The organism is Nonomuraea sp. NPDC049714, assembly GCF_044465295.1.
In the GTDB taxonomy this organism is placed as follows: domain Bacteria; phylum Actinomycetota; class Actinomycetes; order Streptosporangiales; family Streptosporangiaceae; genus Nonomuraea.
Window position 1 is genome coordinate 88,725 of sequence record NZ_JBITLM010000001.1, and the last position, 17,228, is coordinate 105,952.

The 17,228-nt window shown below is 65.0% G+C and carries 17 protein-coding genes and 2 pseudogenes; 14 read left to right on the plus strand and 5 right to left on the minus strand.

Annotated elements, in window-relative coordinates; genetic code table 11:
* The first annotated feature begins 132 nt into the window (after window positions 1-132).
* Together ACIBQX_RS00500 and ACIBQX_RS00505 are read left to right on the plus strand one after the other, a co-directional pair.
* Entirely contained in the window at window positions 133-636 is a 504-nt protein-coding gene (locus ACIBQX_RS00500) for a GbsR/MarR family transcriptional regulator (RefSeq protein WP_396999203.1), read from the plus strand.
* A 24-nt stretch (window positions 637-660) separates the two neighbouring features.
* On the plus strand, window positions 661-2,034 hold the full coding sequence (locus ACIBQX_RS00505; protein ID WP_396999204.1) for a serine hydrolase domain-containing protein: 1,374 nt from the start codon (window positions 661-663) through the stop codon (window positions 2,032-2,034).
* Here the strand turns inward: ACIBQX_RS00505 and ACIBQX_RS00510 are convergent.
* Window positions 2,024-2,902: an alpha/beta fold hydrolase gene (locus ACIBQX_RS00510; RefSeq protein ID WP_396999205.1), complete on the minus strand. Its 879-nt coding sequence runs from the start codon at window positions 2,900-2,902 to the stop codon at window positions 2,024-2,026. The two genes, ACIBQX_RS00505 and ACIBQX_RS00510, sit on opposite strands and share 11 nt — an antisense overlap.
* Window positions 2,903-2,996: 94 nt before the next feature.
* On the opposite strand from ACIBQX_RS00510, the gene ACIBQX_RS00515 reads away from it, so the two are divergent.
* Together ACIBQX_RS00515 and ACIBQX_RS00520 are read left to right on the plus strand one after the other, a co-directional pair.
* The gene (locus ACIBQX_RS00515) at window positions 2,997-5,195 is read left to right on the plus strand and encodes a BTAD domain-containing putative transcriptional regulator (protein WP_396999206.1); all 2,199 of its coding nucleotides are present in this window, start codon (window positions 2,997-2,999) and stop codon (window positions 5,193-5,195) included.
* A gap of 277 nt (window positions 5,196-5,472) precedes the next feature.
* A complete protein-coding gene (locus tag ACIBQX_RS00520) occupies window positions 5,473-5,796 on the plus strand; it encodes an STAS domain-containing protein (protein ID WP_396999207.1) in 324 nt (107 codons plus the stop codon).
* Here the strand turns inward: ACIBQX_RS00520 and ACIBQX_RS00525 are convergent.
* Window positions 5,743-6,733: pseudogene (locus tag ACIBQX_RS00525) on the minus strand (helix-turn-helix domain-containing protein). The gene ACIBQX_RS00520 and the pseudogene ACIBQX_RS00525 overlap by 54 nt on opposite strands.
* A 73-nt stretch (window positions 6,734-6,806) precedes the next feature.
* On the opposite strand from ACIBQX_RS00525, the gene ACIBQX_RS00530 reads away from it, so the two are divergent.
* On the plus strand, window positions 6,807-7,130 hold the full coding sequence (locus ACIBQX_RS00530) for a cupin domain-containing protein (RefSeq protein ID WP_396999208.1): 324 nt from the start codon (window positions 6,807-6,809) through the stop codon (window positions 7,128-7,130).
* Window positions 7,131-7,135: 5 nt separating this feature from the next.
* On the opposite strand, the gene ACIBQX_RS00535 is transcribed toward ACIBQX_RS00530, so the two are convergent.
* The gene (locus tag ACIBQX_RS00535; RefSeq protein WP_396999209.1) at window positions 7,136-7,483 is read right to left on the minus strand and encodes a DUF6968 family protein; all 348 of its coding nucleotides are present in this window, start codon (window positions 7,481-7,483) and stop codon (window positions 7,136-7,138) included.
* 289 nt (window positions 7,484-7,772) lie between these two features.
* On the minus strand, window positions 7,773-7,922 hold the full coding sequence (locus ACIBQX_RS00540; protein WP_396999210.1) for a hypothetical protein: 150 nt from the start codon (window positions 7,920-7,922) through the stop codon (window positions 7,773-7,775).
* A 196-nt stretch (window positions 7,923-8,118) separates the two neighbouring features.
* Between ACIBQX_RS00540 and ACIBQX_RS00545 the strand changes: the two genes are divergently transcribed.
* The 5 genes from ACIBQX_RS00545 (at window position 8,119) to cutA (ending at window position 13,620) form a co-directional block, all read left to right on the plus strand.
* Window positions 8,119-10,713, plus strand: coding sequence for an NACHT domain-containing protein (locus tag ACIBQX_RS00545; protein ID WP_396999211.1), 2,595 nt, complete (start codon window positions 8,119-8,121; stop codon window positions 10,711-10,713).
* Entirely contained in the window at window positions 10,714-11,004 is a 291-nt protein-coding gene (locus tag ACIBQX_RS00550; protein ID WP_396999212.1) for a hypothetical protein, read from the plus strand.
* Window positions 11,005-11,634: 630 nt separating this feature from the next.
* A complete protein-coding gene (locus ACIBQX_RS00555; RefSeq protein ID WP_396999213.1) occupies window positions 11,635-12,624 on the plus strand; it encodes a hypothetical protein in 990 nt (329 codons plus the stop codon).
* Window positions 12,609-12,926, plus strand: coding sequence for a hypothetical protein (locus tag ACIBQX_RS00560; RefSeq protein WP_396999214.1), 318 nt, complete (start codon window positions 12,609-12,611; stop codon window positions 12,924-12,926). Before ACIBQX_RS00555 ends, ACIBQX_RS00560 begins: the two co-directional genes overlap by 16 nt.
* A 364-nt stretch (window positions 12,927-13,290) precedes the next feature.
* Window positions 13,291-13,620 carry a divalent-cation tolerance protein CutA gene (gene cutA, locus ACIBQX_RS00565; protein WP_396999215.1) on the plus strand — a complete coding sequence of 110 codons (330 nt, stop codon included), beginning with the start codon at window positions 13,291-13,293 and terminating at the stop codon, window positions 13,618-13,620.
* Here cutA and ACIBQX_RS00570 read toward each other — a convergent pair.
* Window positions 13,610-14,299, minus strand: coding sequence for an HAD family hydrolase (locus tag ACIBQX_RS00570; RefSeq protein ID WP_396999216.1), 690 nt, complete (start codon window positions 14,297-14,299; stop codon window positions 13,610-13,612). The two genes, cutA and ACIBQX_RS00570, sit on opposite strands and share 11 nt — an antisense overlap.
* Window positions 14,300-14,496: 197 nt before the next feature.
* On the opposite strand from ACIBQX_RS00570, the pseudogene ACIBQX_RS00575 reads away from it, so the two are divergent.
* The 4 genes and pseudogenes from ACIBQX_RS00575 to ACIBQX_RS00590 form a co-directional block, all read left to right on the plus strand.
* Window positions 14,497-15,642 (plus strand): annotated as a pseudogene (locus tag ACIBQX_RS00575) (helix-turn-helix domain-containing protein); the annotation flags it as partial.
* Window positions 15,643-15,750: 108 nt separating this feature from the next.
* Complete coding sequence (locus ACIBQX_RS00580; RefSeq protein WP_396999217.1) at window positions 15,751-16,254, plus strand: ATP-binding protein; 504 nt, start codon at window positions 15,751-15,753, stop codon at window positions 16,252-16,254.
* Window positions 16,251-16,544, plus strand: a complete 294-nt coding sequence (locus ACIBQX_RS00585; RefSeq protein WP_396999218.1) for a hypothetical protein — start codon at window positions 16,251-16,253, stop codon at window positions 16,542-16,544. Before ACIBQX_RS00580 ends, ACIBQX_RS00585 begins: the two co-directional genes overlap by 4 nt.
* A complete protein-coding gene (locus tag ACIBQX_RS00590) occupies window positions 16,532-16,888 on the plus strand; it encodes a hypothetical protein (RefSeq protein WP_396999219.1) in 357 nt (118 codons plus the stop codon). The genes ACIBQX_RS00585 and ACIBQX_RS00590 overlap by 13 nt, the downstream gene beginning before the upstream one ends.
* Window positions 16,889-17,228: the final 340 nt, after the last annotated feature.

A 17,228-nucleotide genomic window follows, 5' to 3' on the forward strand; every position in this document is an offset into this window, starting at 1 on the left:
GCCAGGTCGTCGACGACCCCGCGAAGGCTGGGGACGCGCCCGACCCGGTGATGGCCCGCTCCCGTCGGTGGCACCTTGGACTGATATGTCAGAAATTTGCGTCATTTCAGTTATGTCGCTAATGTCTCTCATATGGCTTATGAAGTTGAGTTGGCCTTCGCCGACGAGGTCGGACGTCACTTCGCCCGGCAGAACGCTCTGCCGCCGATGACCGGGCGGGTCGCCGGGTGGCTCATGATCTGCGATCCGCCGCAGCAGACCATCGCCGAGCTGAGCGAGGCGCTGCGGGCCAGTCGCAGCGCCGTCAGCGGCGCGGTCGCCATGCTCGAGGAGTGGTCCTGGATCCAGCGCTCACGAGCCGCCGGCGAGCGCGTGGACCGCGTCAGCCTGCATCCCGCGATCTGGCTGAGCATGGTGGACAAGCAGGCGGAGTACACCTCGCTCGGCGCGCTGGCACGACACGGCCTGGAAGCGCTCGGCGAGGCCCCCGCGGCCCGCCGGGCGCGCCTGCTGGAGGCCGCCGCCTTCGCCCGCTTCCTCGCCGGGCGGATGCCCGCGCTGGCGGCCGAGTGGCGGGACTACCGCGAGACCCTGCGCGCCTCCGGCGAGCTGCCCGCCGACTCAAGGACGAGCTGACCCACCCCGATGAGGAGATCACCGATGACCTTCGACGCCGCCCGCTGGCAGGCTCGCTTCGACGAGCTGCGCGCCGCCCACCATGTCCCCGGAGCCTGCCTGGCCGTGCTGTCCGGCGGCGACCTCCACGAGCTGGCCAGTGGTGTGCTGCACCGCGGCACCGGCGTGGAGGTGACGACCGACTCGCTGTTCCTGTCCGGCTCGATCGCCAAGGTCTACACCGCCACGCTGGTGATGCAGCTGGTCGACGCCGGGCTGCTGGACCTCGACGCGACCGTGGTGAGCGTGCTGCCCGAGTTCGCCACCCCGGATCCGGAAGCCACCCGGGCCATCACCGTCCGGCAGCTGCTCAGCCACACCGGCGGCCTGACGTGCGACTTCACCTTCGACTCCGGCCGGGGAGACGACTGCCTGGCCACCTACGTCAAGGCCGCGGGCCAGGTGGCGCTGGACTGCCCGCCGGGAACGGCCCTGTCCTACAGCAGCCTCGGCTACGTCGTGCTGGGCCGGATCGTCGAGGTGCTGACCGGGCAGACCTGGGACCAGGCGCTGAAGGACCGCCTGCTCACCCCGCTCGGGCTCGACCACTCGATGACGCTGCCCGAGGAGGCGCTGCGGTTCCAGGTGGCCATGAGCCACCTCGGGGACCCGGGCCAGGACCCCGATCCGGCGCCCGCCTGGGATCTGATGCCGCGTTCGGCGGGACCGTACGGCAGAGTGATCATCTCCGCGGGCGACCTCGCCCGCTTCGCCCAGATGCACCTCGACGGCGGGCGCGGCGTCCTGTCGGCCGACGCGGTCGCCGCGATGCGGCGCCGCGAGGTCGACAGCCCGGACAAATGGACCGTCAGCGCCGACGGCTGGGGCCTGGGCTGGACCCTGTACGACTGGAACGGCGTCTCCGGGTACGGCCACGACGGCGCGGCCATCGGCCAGTACTCCTACCTGCGCGTCGTCCCGCACGCCGGGGTCGCCGTCGCCCTGCTCACCAACGGCGGCGACGCCCGGCCGCTGTACGGCGAGCTGTTCCGCGAGTTGCTGGACGAGCTCGCCGGGGTGCGCATGCCGGAGCCGTTCGGCCCGGCGGCCGAACCGCCCGTGGTGGACATGTCGCGGCTGGTGGGCGACTACAGGCGTGAGGGGGTCGTCGTCACGGTCGCCCAGGACGACGACGGCGCGCGCATCCGCTACGCGTTCGTCGACGGCATGAAGGACTTCTCGCCACCGCTGGAGATGGACCTGGTGCCGGTGTCGGAGACGGTCTTCGCCGCGACGGGCGGCGGCTCCTCCTTCAGCGAGGAGCACGTGCCCGTGGTGTTCTCCACCCTGACCGACGGCACCGACTGCGTGTACATCGGCATGCGCGCCACCCCCAAGAGCGCGCCGATCAGCGGCTGAGCAGGTCCCGGAGGGCCTTGGCGATGTCGGCCGGCGCCTCCTCGGCCATGAAGTGGCCCCAGGTGACCGGGACGTGGCGCAGGTCCGGCGCCCAGGCTCGCCACAGCGCCGCCGCGTCGAAGCCGAGCGCGCTCCCCCAGTCCTGCTGGAGCACGGTGACCGGCATCCGCAGCCGGTTCCCGGCGGCGCGGTCGGCCTGGTCGTGCTCGACGTCGATCCCGGCGGAGGCGCGGTAGTCGGCCACGATCGAGTCCACGGCCGCGCGGGAGGCATCGAGGTAGGCGGCACGGACGTCGGGCGGGATCGCCCCCGGGTCGTTGGCCCAGATGTCCAGGAAGTGACCGAAGAAGGCGTCCGCACCAGCGGCTATCAGCTGCTCGGGCAGGCCCGGCGGCTGGGCCATCAGATACAGGTGGAAGCCGACGGCGGCGGTCGTGCCGTGCATGACGTCCCACATGTCCAGGGTGGGCAGCACGTCGAGGCAGGCCAGGTGGGTGATCGTCTCGGGGTGGTCCAGGCCGGCGCGGAAGGCGACCAGGGCGCCGCGGTCGTGCCCGGCCAGCGCGAACCGGTCATGCCCCAGCTCGCGGGCGAGGGCGACGACGTCGGCGGCCATGGTGCGCTTGGCGTACACGCTGCCGTCGGTCTCGGCCGGTTTGCCGCTGGCGCCGTAGCCGCGCAGGTCGGGGCAGATCACGGTGTGGTCGGTGGCCAGGTCGGCGGCCACGTGCCGCCACATCAGGTGTGTCTGCGGGAAGCCGTGGAGCAGCACGATCGGGCTGCCCGTGCCGCCGACGGCGGTGTTCAGTGACACGCCGTCGGCGACGGGGACCCGCTGATAGTCGAAGCCGGCGATGACAGGCGTCATGGTGTCGTCCTTCCGTAGGTTGCCTTCAGCCTGCCGGGCGTGAATGAGCATCCGGTCAGCGCGCTACCGTGGCCAGGAGAAGGGACGGTCGGAAGTGCGGGTCGAGTTCGGGGTGCTGGGGCCGGTGACGGCCTGGGACGACGACGGTCACGCGATCGCTCTGAAGGGGCCACGGCACCGCGCGGTGCTGGCCCGCCTGATCATCGCCCGCCGGCGCGTCGTCCCGGTCACCGACCTGGTCGAGGACCTGTGGGACGATCCGCCGCCCGGAGCGGTGGGGGCGGTGCGCACCTTCGTGGCCGCGCTGCGCCGCGCTCTGGAGCCCGAACGGCCGCCCCGCAGCCCCGCCCGGCTCCTCGTCACCGTCGGGCCCGGCTACGCCCTGCGCGCCGGGCCGGACGCGGTGGACGCCTGGCGCTTCGAACGGGCCGTGGCCGCCGCCGCGACGCTGCCTCCCGAGGACGGGCTCGACCGGCTGGCCGAGGCGCTGGGATGGTGGCGCGGGCCCGCCTACGCCGGGCTCACCGACCAGGACTGGGCCCGCACGGAGCGCTCGCGGCTGGCCGAGCTGCGGCTGCACGCCGTCGAACGCCAGGCCGAGACCCGGCTGACGCTCGGCCGGGACGCCGAGGCGGTGCCGGACCTGGACGCGCACGTGACCGAGCATCCCTGGCGCGAGGACGCCTGGCGGCTGCTGGCGCTCGCCCTCTATCGCACCGGCCGGCAGGGCGACGCGCTCGCCGTGCTGCGCCGGGCGCGCACCCTGCTGGCCGAGCAGCTGGGGGTGGATCCCGGCCCGGCGCTGCGCCGGCTGGAGAACGACATCCTCCAGCACGCCGACCACCTCGACCTCGCCTCCGGGCCCGGCAGGGCGGCGGCCCGGATCTGGGCGCAGACGGCCGCCGTCTACGACCGCACCGTCACCTCCGGCGCCAGGTCCAGGCTGGAGTCGACGGTGAGCATGCTGCGCAGCCTCGCGGTGACCGGCGGCACCGGCCTGGAAGCCGCGCGCCGGCACCGTCTCGCGGCCATCGCCGCGGCGGAGGAGCTGGGCGACGCCGACCTGACCGCCCGGGTGATCGGCGCCTACGACGTTCCGGCGATCTGGACCCGCTCCGACGACCCCCGGCAGGCGGCGCTCGTCGTGGCGGCGGCCGAACGCGCCCTGGGCGACACACCCGAGGACGCCGACGCGTACGGGGTGACGGGCCATCACGAGGTGACGGGCACGCACGGGGTGACGGGCACCCATGAGGTGGCACGTGCCCGGCTGCTGGCCACGATCGCCCTGGAGTCGCGCGGCACCTCCTCACCCCGCGGGCCCGAAGCCGCCCGGCAGGCCGAGGAGATCGCCCGCCGCCTGGACGATCCCGGGCTGCTGGCCTTCGCGCTCAACGGCGTGTTCATGCAGACCTTCGACCGGGCGGGCCTGGCCCCGCGGCGGGACCGGATCGGCGCCGAGCTGGTCGCCCTGTCCGCCCGGCACGGGCTGGTCACCTATCAGGTGCTCGGCCACCTCATCCGCCTCCAGGCACGCGCCGCGCTCGCCGACTTCGCGGGGGCCGACGCGCACGCGGCCGAAGCGGACCGGCTGGCCGGGCGGCACGAGCTGCCGCTGGCCAGGGTGTTCACGCAGTGGTACCGGGCGATGCGGCTCGCCGAGACCGGCCCGGCGTCCGAGGCCGAGGCGGCCTACCGGGCCGCCGCCGCGCGGCTGGACGGCGCCGGCATGCCCGGCCTGGAGCACGGCCTACTGCCACTCGCACTGCTGGGCCTACGCCTACGGCACGCCCTGCCCGACCGCCGCGACAACCGGGCCCGCCCCGCCCGGGATGACCGCCCCGGCGACCGGGCCCGGCCCGCCCCGGATGACCGCCGCGACGACGGGGATGGACCGGCCCCAACCGACCGCCTAAACGACCGGGAACCGCCCGCCCCGGATGACTCCGGGTGGAGTGGTCTGGTGGACGAGGGCGCCGATTGGGGGCCGTACGAGCCCTGGGCTCGTCCTCTGGTGCTGCTGACTCAGGGCCGGCGCGACGAGGCAGGCGCTGCGCTGCGCGAGGTCCCCGAACCGCCCCGCGACCTGCTGTTCGAGGCCCTGTGGTGCCTGATCGCGCGAGCCGCGATCGGCGTCGGCGACCAAGAGGCGATGCGGCGCGCGCACCACGAGCTCGCGCCCGCCGCCGCCGAGCTGGCCGGCGCGGGCAGCGGCCTGCTCACCCTCGGGCCGGTCGCCCAGCACCTCGCCGACCTCGCCACCGCCCTCCCTGACCTCCTTGACCTCACCTGACCTCTTACCTCCCTGACCTCACCGAGCTCACCTGAGCCGAGTCGTACGGCTACACAGGTTGGCGCATTCTTTCCCCGTGGCGGCCCAGGTCAGAGCATGCACACCAGTGCTTTTCCGGCAACTGGAGCGTAGGGTTGCGGTATCGAGCATTTCTCGCGCACCGGCATGCACGCCGGTGTCACCTGTGGCGACAGACCGCTCACATCTCCTTAGACGCTGGGCCCGCCGGCCATCCGGTGACCGCCCCACTTTCGCGCTTGTCCGAGAGGAGAAGCTGATGACCGTCACCGACACAGCCCCGCTCGGCGGGGCAGGCCCCGCCGAGCCGACCATCGTCCAGTTGTCCGGCGAGCTGGATCTCGTCACCTGCCCGGCGCTGCACGAGGAGTTGCTCCACGTCCTGCGCTCCAGCTCCCGCATGCTCGTCCTCGACCTGTCCGGCGTGACCTTCTGCGACGCCTGCGGGCTCAGCCTCCTCATCGACCTCCAGCAGTGCGCCCGGCAGCGCGGCATCATCCTCGCCCTGACGCAGCCGCGCCCGTGCGTGTCAAGGCTGCTGCACATCTCCGGCCTGGACCGCACCTTCCCCTTCGTGGTGTGAGCCGAAGGAGCGCCGGTAAGCGGCGGGGGTCGTCCGAACGATGCTGTGAAAGCGCCTGCGCAGGTTGGTGGCGGACGACAGCCCGACCCGTGCGGCGATCGTCTCGACCGGCAGATCGGTCTCCTCCAGCAGTGCCCGCGCCGCCGAGACCCGCTGGCCCAGCAGCCAGCGGCCCGGGCTGACACCGAGCCGGCCGGCGAATCTGCGGGCGAGCGTGCGCGGCGAGACCCCGGCCCGTGCGGCGAGGTCGTCGACGGTGAGCGGTTCGTGCAGCCGTTCGGCGGCCCAGTCGAGCAGCGGGGGCCAGGGAGTCGGGTGCCCGGCCGGGAGTCACCGCGTACTGCAGCTGCCCGCCTTCGCGGTGCGGGGGCATGACCATGTGCCGGGCGACCTGCGCGGCGTAGGCGGCGCCGTGGTCGGCACGGACGAGGTGCAGGCAGAGGTCGATGCCCGCGGCGGTGCCCGCGCTGGTGGCCACGTCGCCCAGGTCGGCATAGAGCGTGTCGGCCTCGACCAGCACCTCGGGGAAGCGGGCGGCCAGGTCGGCGGCCATCCGCCAGTGGGTGGTGGCCCGGCGGCCGTCGAGCAGTCCCGTCTGGGCCAGGAGGAAGGCGCCGGAGCAGAGGGCGACGATGCGCGCCCCGCGCCGGTGGGCCCGTCGTACCGCGTCGATCACGGCGGGGCCGGCGGGTTCGTCCGGGCGCTGCCAGCCGGGGATCACGACCGTGCCCGCGGTCTCCAGCGCCGCCAGGCCGTCGGGCACGGCCATGTCGTAGCCCGCCAGGGTCGGCACCGCCCCGGGACGTTCGGCGCACACCCTGAAGTCGTAGCGGGTGGGCAGGCCGGGCCGGGACACTCCGAAGACCTCGGCGGCGCACGCCAGCTCGAAGGTCGACTGCGGGGGCAGGACGAGGGCGACCACCCGGTGCGGGCTCATCATGGCAGGAATGTACCTGCACGCGTCAATCCAGACGCTGGGCCGGGTGCCGCCCACCGGCCACGATGAGGGCATGACACACGAACCCGATGACATCCAGGTCACCCAGGTGGACGAGGTCGAAGCGGTCGAGGTGGCCCCCGGGATCGTCCGGCGGCGGCTGCCGGCCACCGCATGGGCCCGCGGCTGGATGTACGACTTCGCGCCCGGCGCCGAATGGCCCGAAGTGGACGTACACGAAGGAGAGGAGCGTTATTACGTCGTGTCGGGAGAGTTCCTCGACAGGGGGCGGCGGCTCGGGCCGGGCAGCTATGTGGTGTTCGCGCCGGGCAGCGCGCACCGCCCGCGCACCGAGACCGGGGCACGCATGCTCGGCATCAGCATCCTGCCCCGGTAGGACGGTCAGGCGCCGAAGAGCTTGTGCACCTCCGGGTCGACCTTCAGGCCCAGGTCGGGCTGCCCCAGCCAGTCCAGCGTGACGGCGGCCGCCTCGGCGCGCTCCTGCAGGCTCAGCCGCATGCCGTACACCGACAGCAGGAAGGCCTGCAGGGAGTCGATGCCGAAGAACGCCAGCACGGCCTCGTCGCCCAGGCCCAGGATCTGGTGGGGGCAGAACCAGTCCCCGCCCGGCAGGGGGTCGGGCAGCGGCTTGCCGATCCTCAGCACCACCGGTGCGCGGGTGCCGTCCTCGGCGACGGCCTCCACCTGGCGCTCGGCGACGACCTCGCCCAGCTCATACGTCTTCGGCATTCGTCCCCCACTCGGCTTCTGACGCGGTTCCGAACACGATAGCCAGATAAGGCGACAGATCCCCGCTCGAGGCGGACCGGAGTTGACCTTGACGCGACGGCAGGGGAAGAGGGTCTGACCAAGTCTGTGGGGGTCGGACGGGGAGCCTTTTACCTGCACCGGCGCCTCTGGCCGTCGATGGCCGCCCCCCTGGTCGGAGGGCATTGGCTCCCCTGTTTGGCTCCCGGCTAGACCACGACCGGGCGGCTGACCGGGCGGCTTGAGTGCCGCCCAGTATGACCTCAGGAATTCAGCGGTTCTGGAACCACCAGATGATGCCCGCGACGATTGCGGACCCCACGGCTCCCGCGATGGCACGCGCGGCGCTGACCATCGCCGCCTCGTAAAGACGGCGGATCATGCTCTTCTTGCTGGTGTCGGTGTTGTCGTTGTTGTTCATGATGCCCCCTCATGGAGGGTCCCGCCCCGATGACGGAACCTTGAGGGAGAGCTTGCGCGCCCCGGGACATCCCGTCGACGGATTCCGGGCACTGCGGTCATACTGAGTCTCCAGTTCCAGGTCACGTGCATGTCCGGACGCGTCCGGAGCGGACAGAGGCGTAAGCGATCCCCGGCCGTAGGGGGGGTGAATCACAGTGGCAGAGGCCGCTCGTGCGCTCTATGACCAGCTGCGCGCGCTTGAGGCGCGTGCCCAGTCCGCCCGTATGCGTGCGGGCCAAGTTGGCTCACGCCGCGAGGCCGCCAATGAAGTTAGGAAGACTTCTAATATCACGCTGAGCCCGCAGCGCATTAGCGACTGGCTAGCGAAGGATCCGGAAAAAGCACAAATTCCTCTGCATCGGGACTTCCCTAAGGTTTGGGAACTTGTAAAAGTGTGGAGCCGCTGGGCCGGCACTCCGCCCCCCGATCAACGAGTCTGGAAGAGGCTAGTGGAGAATGCTCAACCACTTCGTCTCCCACGAGGCGAAACAGGCGCGAGCGACGCCATTCTGCGAGACTACCGAGATCAGGTAATTAATCGATATGGTTTCCTAACCTTGGCAGGCATCCCGGTCGAGTCAGATAATCTAGAGCTCGGCAGGATTCGCCTGAGCTCAGTCTATGTCAAATTGGAGGCCCTGCCAGAAACTGGAAGAACGCAAGAAGGCCCCATAGAGATTCACTTGGGCTCAGATGGGTCACACAACAAGCCTCGTGAGGCCGTCATTAAAACCGCTGAATGGCTATGGCAGCAGTCACGTTTGGACGAACGCCCTAATGAACACAGGGCGGCTATTGTCCCAGAAAATATAGTCCGGCACGGCCCGCCATGTGTTGTCATACTCGGCGTTCCGGGCTCTGGAAAATCCACAATGATGCGAATGCTAGCGGCACGCCTAGCCAGCGGCGATGACGACTATGTGCCTATCTATGTAAATCTGGCTGAGGCTGAAGTATCAGATTCGATATCCCTTCAAGATGCGGCATTGAATCAAGCTGTGGCCCTGTTGTACGGCGACGGCAGTAGATCCCGGACTAGAGAAGCCCTGGAGCGAGCTATTGAGGAAGATCATGTTTGTTTTCTCTTTGATGGGCTGGACGAGGCACATTCCGATCAAGACAAGATTTGGGAAGAGTTGCGCGTTATAGGAAGCACGATTGACATGAACGCATCGCACGCTCGTGTTGTTGTGACTTCCAGGCCGTCAGGATATTCAGCCCTACCCTTCGCTCATTATAGAATACTCCCTCTCCTTCCCAGAGACTCTCAATTGTTTATCGAGAAGTGGTTCACTGTTCTTGCCAGCATGAAAGGGCCGACACTCGAGAATCCAGAGGACTGGATACGCAATAATGTGGCGTGGCTTAGCGATCAACTTGAGGCACGCCCACAGCTCCGGGATATCGCATCGAATCCCCTGATGCTTACCTTCCTAACCCTCTATGCCGGAGAGGATGTACGAAAAGCGCTACCCAACTATCGCAAGGATCTGTATCGCGACTATATAGAGAAGCTGTTTGCAAGTTGGGAGTCCCGTCGACGAAGATCTGGATACACTACTACGGAGCAAACAGGAGAGTATTCAAGAACCTTCTACACTTGGTTCATTTATCAGGTGGCTAGGCGAATTCATATGGGTTACTATGGAAGAAGTCCAGATGACTCGCCTACCGAACAACGGCTGGTTTCGTTGCTGCAATTGGATTTGCAGCAACACTGGGACGTCGGGCGCAAGGGCGAATCTCTAACCAAGGATGGTTTGGAATTTTGGAGAACAGCTGGCCTATTGAGGAAAACGCAAATTCTAAAAGGAAAGGAATGGTATCTTTTCCGGCATCAAACATTTCAGGAGTACGGCACAGCTCGCGCTTTGGCCGAACAGTACGCGACATCTCCAGATGACCTTTGGGAAGAGCTTAAGAATTATAGGCACATGGCGGCCTGGGCGGAGGTTATCCCGTTGACGATGGGTTGCCTGGCAAACTTCGGCGTAAAGTCAAATTCCTTCATTAAAGCTCTCCTAGCGGATAATGGGAGCGGCAGGATCAATGATAGAGAAGGCGTATATCTTGCGGCTAGATGCGTCGCCGACGGCGCCGATATTGACCCAGAGCTGACTGAAAGGCTATTGTCGATACTTTCCCAGAAGGCGACATCGGGGCACGATGACGCATTTGTAGCTTTGAGCTCGATCGGGTGGTGTCATCCGGACGAGGTAGCCAAGGCGCTAGATGATATCAGTGAAACGCAAACTGATGGACGAACTCGTCTACGTGTGGCAGAGACAAAGGCCAAGATGCTGCCCAGAAGCGAGGCAATTGAATGGCTGTCAGGTGTGGCGCATGACAACGCTCTAGAGCCGAGGTACCGGCTCACTGCCGCTTGGGCACTAGGACGCCTTGGTAACAAGGAGGAAGCGGTCATCATTATGCGTGAACTTCCTCGTTCCGCTGATGTACAGCTAGACAAGTCTCTTATGATCGAGGCGCTAGGCGAGTTTGGAATTTATGAGGCTATCGAGGTGCTAGAAGAGCTTGGAATGGATTCAGAACTTGATCAATATTACCGGCTTAAGGCTGCCCGCATGCTGTCGAAACTAGACAAGAATGAGCTCGCCGATCAAATTCTTTCTTCCATGATAAAGAGTTTCAACACCTCATTCGTGCCAGGGATTGCGGTCGAAATAATTAGAGAGCAGGCTATGATTAGCGGAAGGATAAGCTCCAACAACGAGAGGGAGTCGAGTTAGATGACAGACGAAAAGTCTCTACTCATACATGTCGCAGAGAGCGAACGAGCCGACGAATATGACCGCTTCAATGCGGCAGCTACGCTAGCTGAGCTAGGATATAAAGAGGAGGCAGTTAAAGCATTTTCTATTATACGCAGTACGGATGACATAGACACGAAGGTCTACGAGAGCGCAATCGAAGCTGTCGAGCAATTGCGGCGAGGTGAGATCCCAGACCAGATCGACAGGGGGGTAATGCCGGCGCCAATCATGCCTGATAATTACGAGTTTCCTCCGCGTCCCCTGTAGGGAAACTCTTGGCGGATGCATTCAGGCGGGTGCCTCCTGCGCCTACGTGTGGGACGCTGGATGGGCACCGTGCCTGGGCGGCCTTGCACGCCCTACGCCCAATGGCCAGAGTCTCCGAACGATACCATCGCGATGACCCGCCGCAGAGAGCAGCGACCTGCTATGGAAGGCACGCAAGATCGATTCTAGATAGGACGTACGCGATCGCGTGGGGTTTCTTTCTTCCTTACTCGCCCAAGGAAGATGCACCCTCTCCGTCTCCAAGCCTCCCATAACCGCCACCGTCACCGTCACCGTCACCGTCACCGTCACCGCCACCGCCACCGCCACCGTTAACAGTAGCCACTGAACCGGAGTTGCGGGCCGCTGATGTCTGGTTGAGCACCTGAGCTTCCGGCGTCGTGAATGCGGCATAGGCCGCCCCTCCCCTGACCAGTCAGGAAGACCGGCTCCCCGGCTTGACCTTGACGCGGCAAGGGGACACCTCGACGCTTCGGAGTGAGGAGGACAGGAGCTGTTTCTGCTCACCAACTCCCCTAGCAAGGGTTCACCTGATGACTTATCATTCCGTAAGGATGGCGAGCACTAACCCATCTCATACCAGGCACACTTTTTGGAAAGAGAATTCTGATGGCCAACATTAAAGGCGCCACAAAAAATGCCGATATGGCTAGCCATGCTTTCGAATTTATGGAAACGATGATGACGTTGCATGAGATGGCGCTGTCTGAGGCAATCGCCATCGACGAAGTGCGAGATTCGCAGCGGCGACTAAAGCAAGTCATGGATTCTATATCGACAGATGATAACCAAGATCAGCTTAAGAGCTGGGGAGAGCAATATGATGCAAGCATGTCAGCTGCGCTCGACATCACAAATCCTGCTGAACGCAAGCAAGCTGAGTTCGCCGTTCGCGAAAAAGGCCGCGGCGACTTGGCCCTTATCCTTCGAGATCAGGGCGATGTCGGATTTGCTGCAGTATCGGCTCGCCTGAATCTTGCCATCCTGCAGATCACGAAGCGTCCACGGCCGCGGGATCTTATTCTTAGATCCGTTCTTATTGCATCCGTAAGTGCAATCGAGTCACTGCTTGCTGAATCGTATCGAGCGCGTCTACGCCATCAGCCGCCGGAGAGCCTTGGCGCGGATAAGGAGTTCAGCCTTTCCGAACTGTTGAGTTATGGCTCAATCGAGGAAGTAATTAATTCTCTGATTGAGCGCAAAGTCGATATAGCCCTACGTGGGGGCATCGACGATTGGGCAGCCCTGTACGAGAAGTATGGGATTCGCTTCCGTGAACTCTGCATAGACTGGGATTCGATAGTAGAAATATTCCAAAGACGCAATGCCTTTATTCATACACAAGGAAAGGTAAATGCGACATATTCGCGAAAGGTCAAAAATAGCCCTCCGATAGGCGCCCCACTGACGCTAACCAGCGACTATATAGGAGATGCGATATCGAATATCACAACCTTGGGATCGTTGGCGGCCACCAAAAGTTGGCTCTCTCTCGATAGTTCTGCCACCATGGCGGCCACGGGACATGTCTATCTCTATCTCGATGATCTAATGGAAAATGAATACTGTCTGCAGTCAGAACGATGGCAGACTTCATAAAGAATATTGAAAATACATTAGATGTACGCTTCACACTTCGCTCAATTGCGTGGCTAGCTCAGAAGAAGCTGAGCGGGCTTGCGGCAATAAGAAAGGACGTTGAAAAGTGGGACACTTCAGCACTCAAGCCGTCGTTCGCCTTCATGCAGTTAATATTACTCGAACGGTGGGACGAGGCCATCTCAATTTTAAAGGATTCTCGCGATAGGGGCGAACTTTGGGTGACGAGCGCTATTAAAATGCCGCCAGTACGCTACGTGGAAGAGGCTACCGAGCGTGTAGCTTTCGCCCTCTCGTCATAACTCAAATCTTCACATTGTGCACATCTTTCGACCTAATTGCGTTTGGCCAGCGTCGTAAAGATTCCTCCCAGGTAGGGCCTTCACGGTCGGATGGCTCGGGGGTTGGTTCGATCGCGACGGGGAAGATACTAGTTGCTAGACTAATACGGTTTGGCTTCCGCCTGGATGCCCATATCGCGAAGGGTCGCGACAGAGAAGCCGAGGTCTGGGATCGCTTCAATCTCGCTTGGCGATGCATCCCACCGAATTGGACCTCCTGACGTGGCGTTGCAACGTACGATCGCTTGAGCACGAGCAATACCGGAGAGAAACTACAGGCGTTCATTCATCCGTTGGTCGCAGTGAGGGACACCAGGAAGGTTCCATGGCGAACTACGTACAAGTCGTGACGACTGCGGAGAGCCGTGAGGACGCGTATCGACTTGCTCACCAGCTCGTAGGCTTGGGATATGCGGCGGTAGTTCAGGTGAGTGGGCCTGTCGTGTCGGTCTATCGGCATGATGGTGTCGGGGTTGAGGCCCAGCAATGGCAACTTCTCCTGCGGACGGTGAGCACGCACGTTCGTGCGGTCGAGGAGCACATCCGAGCGCATAAAGCTCAGGATGTGGCCGAGATCGTCGTGACGCCCATCGTGGGCGGCGATGACGATTACCTCAAATGGATCGATGGGCAAACCGGCGGACTCACGCAGTGATCGCCCTGATAAGGGCGGCGCTGTCGGTGAGGTCAGGGAACACGATGTCCGCGCCCACTGCCTTGAGGTCGGTGGCGCTGCTCTTGCCCGAGGCGATTCCAATCACGTGCGCCCCGCCATCTCTGCCCGCGATCACGTCCTGAGGTGTGTCCCCGATGACCACAGTGGTTGCCGGCGTATAGGTCAGCCTGTTCTTGTAGTAGGCGCGGTCACGGGCAATCGCAACGAGGTGAGCGCGAACGGGATCGTCCTCACCGTATGCGCCAATTTCCAGGTCTAGGTATCGATCCAAGCCGAAAGCCTTGAGCTTGGCCTGGGCTGATGCTCTCGTGTTTCCGGTCAGCACGGATTGAGACATGCCTGGTACACGTTCCAGCGCTTGAAGCGCGTTGAGCGCTCCTGGTAGGACACGGCCGCGTAGACGGAGTTCGTGTGCCCGCTCTTCATACCTTCGCGCTTGGAGGTCGATGAAGCGCGCGAAGTATTCGTCAGAGCGCGGGATTTCGTGCAGGTCGAGCGTGTCGGCGAAGATCACGAGTTCGGTCCGCCCGCTGACCTCAGCCATGTCCTTCATGGGAGTCCCAGTCACCTGGGCGAAGGCGTCTGCGAAGACTTCCCGCCCCACCCCACCCGTTTCGATCAAGGTGTGATCGATGTCCCAGAGAACGAGCCGGTTCATGGCCACAGGACCCGCCCTTCCGACTGAGTTAGACGATGCGCTCCAAGAGTCTCACGTAGACGGGCTTTCCGGCCTACCGTGGAGAACGATGATTCACGGCGCGCTGGTGACCGGACGTACGGGAGGCCAATGCTATGGGTTCGCCGGAGATCCCCATTGGTGAACGGATCAAGTTCTACTGAACGGCGTCCAACAAGTCGCAAGCCGTCGTGGCCGGCCTGGCGGGCATCAGCGAGAACTACCTGAGCCAGATCGAACGAGGGTTGCGCACCCCCACCATCGACAAGCTGCACCAACTCGCGCGGGTGCTCGATGTTCCGATCGCCGTCCTGATCGGAGAGCCCTCCTTCGAGGACGACAGTGTCCTTCATCCGGTGGCTGCCACCCTGCAACGCGTCCTGACAGCCCACGAGAGCGCGCCCGAAGAGGCGCCCGACCTTGCCACGCTGAGAGGGCAGGTGGACACCGCATGGGGGCTGTGGCAAGGATCGACGAACCGGTTTACCGAGGTCAGCAAGCTCGTACCTGACCTCACGCGAGAGGTTCAGGGCGCCGTACGCGCCCTCCGCGTGTCCTCGGATGCGCAGGCACGCCGCGAGGCGTACCAGATCGCCACTGACCTGTACTTCCTCTTGCGGACCTTCACCAAGCGCGTGGGGCGCATGGACCTGTCCCTCATGGTCGCCGACCGAGCGGTGACGACCGCCGAGTCAGCCGACGACCCGCTGAGGCTCGCCGCCGCGAAATGGAACCTTGGTCAGATCCTCCTCTCCCAGGGAGAAGCGGAGGGCGCGGAAGACGTGGCCCTCCGATCCATTGAAGATCTCCGGCGAGAACTTCCCACCCGCACTCCTGATCAGGCAGCGCTAGAGGGTGCGCTATGGCTGGTCGCGGCTATCGCGTCAGGCCGGCGACATGACCACTGGACCGCGCGCGAGCGTGTGCAGGGACCCGCCACCGACGCAGCGCGCGAGGCGGGAGAGGGCAACGTCTTTTGGACGGTGTTCGGCCCTTTGAACGTCGGCCTGCACACGGTCAGCGTGGAGATGCAGGCGGGAGAAGTCGCAGAGGCGCTGTACGTCGCTGATCGCCTCGACGTCAACCAGTGCCCGTCCCTGGAGCGCCGCATGACCTTCGCTTTGGAAGTCGCGCGCTGCTACGACCAGCGACAGGAGGACGCGGCGGTCATCTTGCATCTGATGAACGCCGAAGCCAGCGGCCCAGAGGACATGCGCTACAACACCCTCGCTCGCGACCTGGTGCGATCGCTGCTCAAGCGCGCTCGCCCGACCTTCCAACCCCAGGTGCAAGCCATCGCCCGACGAGTCGGCCTGCTGGGGTAGCCCGCGCTGAGAGCGAACCCGCGCTCTCAGCGCGGGTTGACGCCCCTCTCCCGCCCTACGGTCAAAGCGCACTTTGACCGTAGGCGAAGGGAAGGGGGGCAAGATCGCATGAGACCCGCGTTCGAGGTCGTCACCGACTCAGAGCACTCGACAGTGCCGGACGATCTGAAATCTCGCGTCTTCCTGCTCCCGCTTGCCCCAGAGGCAAGCTATGCCGCACGGCAGTGCATTCGCGAGGTGCTGACCGTATGGCGGTTGCCCGACTTGGTCGAATCCGCGCGATTGCTGGCCACTGAGCTGGTCAAGAATGCCGTCCAGCACGCCGCTGCTTGGGGCGACTCGGATCTACCGGTGCGCCTCTTGCTGATGTACACGGCGCGGACGCTGCGGATCGAGGTTCGAGACCCTGATCCGCACAGACTCCCGGTCTGGCGAGTCCCTGCGGAACTCTCCGAGTTCGGGTACGGCGTGCCGCTGATGCACAGCATCGCCGACAGGTGTGGCGTGCGCATCCTCAAGGACGGCAAGGCCGTGTGGTGCGAGGTCGACCGACCCGAGAATCCTTCCCTTCCCCGGCTCCCACGTACTGGCGGAAAGGGGCGGTTCTCATGAGTGAGCAATCGGACTTGCGCTGGGCGGAGGGGGACCCGGCTCACCTGCTTGAGGAAGGGATGAGCTACGTACGCGCGTGGGCGCGGGCGCAGCAGGCGGCGACCAGCCTCAAGGACGGCTTGGCCAGCCTCGGACGCGCCGAGACTATGCCCTACCTGCGCGCCGACGTGAACGAGTTCGGCGCGGGGTTCGTGGAGCTTGGACGCGTATCGCCCGAGACGGCCGCGCTGATCGCTCACGCGTTGGAGCAACTGGCCATCGACGAGAGGCGAGACGAATGCGCGGCATGATCAACCCCAGCACGCCGAGCGTGGGAATGACCGACGCCGGGTTGAACGCGATCCTTCGAGCCGCCGAACAGAACCTACGCGAGGTCGTGGCAGGGGCAGCAGTCTTGCAGGACTGGCCGGCCCGCCAGCTCTCGGTGCTGCGCAACACCTATCCCGCGTGGGAGATCGACCGTGCGGAGGACCCGTCCGGCCTGATGTGGTGGACGGCTGAGCTGCGTCAAACGTTCACGTTCGAGATAGCGGCGGCCGGGGTCATTAAGACCGTGCGGGAGTCGGACGCCATTGCGCTCGCCTCGACGCTGGCCTGGCAGTCGGCCCTGTTGCATAACGCGCGATCCGCCTAGAGCTACCCTGGCCCGCCGGCTGTGGGTGCTGCAGGCGGCGGGCCAGGGATCCAACCCCAACACATCCGCGCTCGAAGGCCAGGCCCACGCGACCCCAGAGGGCGGCCGTCAGCGCGAAGTGACAGGGACCACGACGTCATAAGCAGGCGCGGCGGTGGCGCGGCCCCCAACACCCCAGGTCCCACCGCCGCGCCCCCTGGAAGTGATCTCACATGTACCAGTGGGTTCCGTACATCCCACCGGGCCGCGCGCTCCCTCGCGTGCTCGAATCGTCCTGCTGTGAGGAGTTCATCCTCTCCTACGAGGGCGGTGAATTCTTCGTTCGACGCCGCGCCGAGAG

What these genes read in the sequence shown, in the direction of transcription:
- ACIBQX_RS00520 (WP_396999207.1), top strand. Translation starts at nt 5,473, where the DNA reads ATGACCGTCACCGACACAGCCCCGCTCGGCGGGGCAGGCCCCGCCGAG.
- ACIBQX_RS00535 (WP_396999209.1), bottom strand. Translation starts at nt 7,483, where the DNA reads ATGCCGAAGACGTATGAGCTGGGCGAGGTCGTCGCCGAGCGCCAGGTG.
- ACIBQX_RS00500 (WP_396999203.1), top strand. Translation starts at nt 133, where the DNA reads ATGGCTTATGAAGTTGAGTTGGCCTTCGCCGACGAGGTCGGACGTCAC.
- ACIBQX_RS00580 (WP_396999217.1), top strand. Translation starts at nt 15,751, where the DNA reads ATGAGACCCGCGTTCGAGGTCGTCACCGACTCAGAGCACTCGACAGTG.
- ACIBQX_RS00530 (WP_396999208.1), top strand. Translation starts at nt 6,807, where the DNA reads ATGACACACGAACCCGATGACATCCAGGTCACCCAGGTGGACGAGGTC.
- ACIBQX_RS00560 (WP_396999214.1), top strand. Translation starts at nt 12,609, where the DNA reads ATGGCAGACTTCATAAAGAATATTGAAAATACATTAGATGTACGCTTC.
- ACIBQX_RS00505 (WP_396999204.1), top strand. Translation starts at nt 661, where the DNA reads ATGACCTTCGACGCCGCCCGCTGGCAGGCTCGCTTCGACGAGCTGCGC.
- ACIBQX_RS00585 (WP_396999218.1), top strand. Translation starts at nt 16,251, where the DNA reads ATGAGTGAGCAATCGGACTTGCGCTGGGCGGAGGGGGACCCGGCTCAC.
- ACIBQX_RS00510 (WP_396999205.1), bottom strand. Translation starts at nt 2,902, where the DNA reads ATGACGCCTGTCATCGCCGGCTTCGACTATCAGCGGGTCCCCGTCGCC.
- ACIBQX_RS00550 (WP_396999212.1), top strand. Translation starts at nt 10,714, where the DNA reads ATGACAGACGAAAAGTCTCTACTCATACATGTCGCAGAGAGCGAACGA.
- cutA (WP_396999215.1), top strand. Translation starts at nt 13,291, where the DNA reads ATGGCGAACTACGTACAAGTCGTGACGACTGCGGAGAGCCGTGAGGAC.
- ACIBQX_RS00590 (WP_396999219.1), top strand. Translation starts at nt 16,532, where the DNA reads ATGCGCGGCATGATCAACCCCAGCACGCCGAGCGTGGGAATGACCGAC.
- ACIBQX_RS00570 (WP_396999216.1), bottom strand. Translation starts at nt 14,299, where the DNA reads ATGAACCGGCTCGTTCTCTGGGACATCGATCACACCTTGATCGAAACG.
- ACIBQX_RS00555 (WP_396999213.1), top strand. Translation starts at nt 11,635, where the DNA reads ATGGCCAACATTAAAGGCGCCACAAAAAATGCCGATATGGCTAGCCAT.
- ACIBQX_RS00540 (WP_396999210.1), bottom strand. Translation starts at nt 7,922, where the DNA reads ATGAACAACAACGACAACACCGACACCAGCAAGAAGAGCATGATCCGC.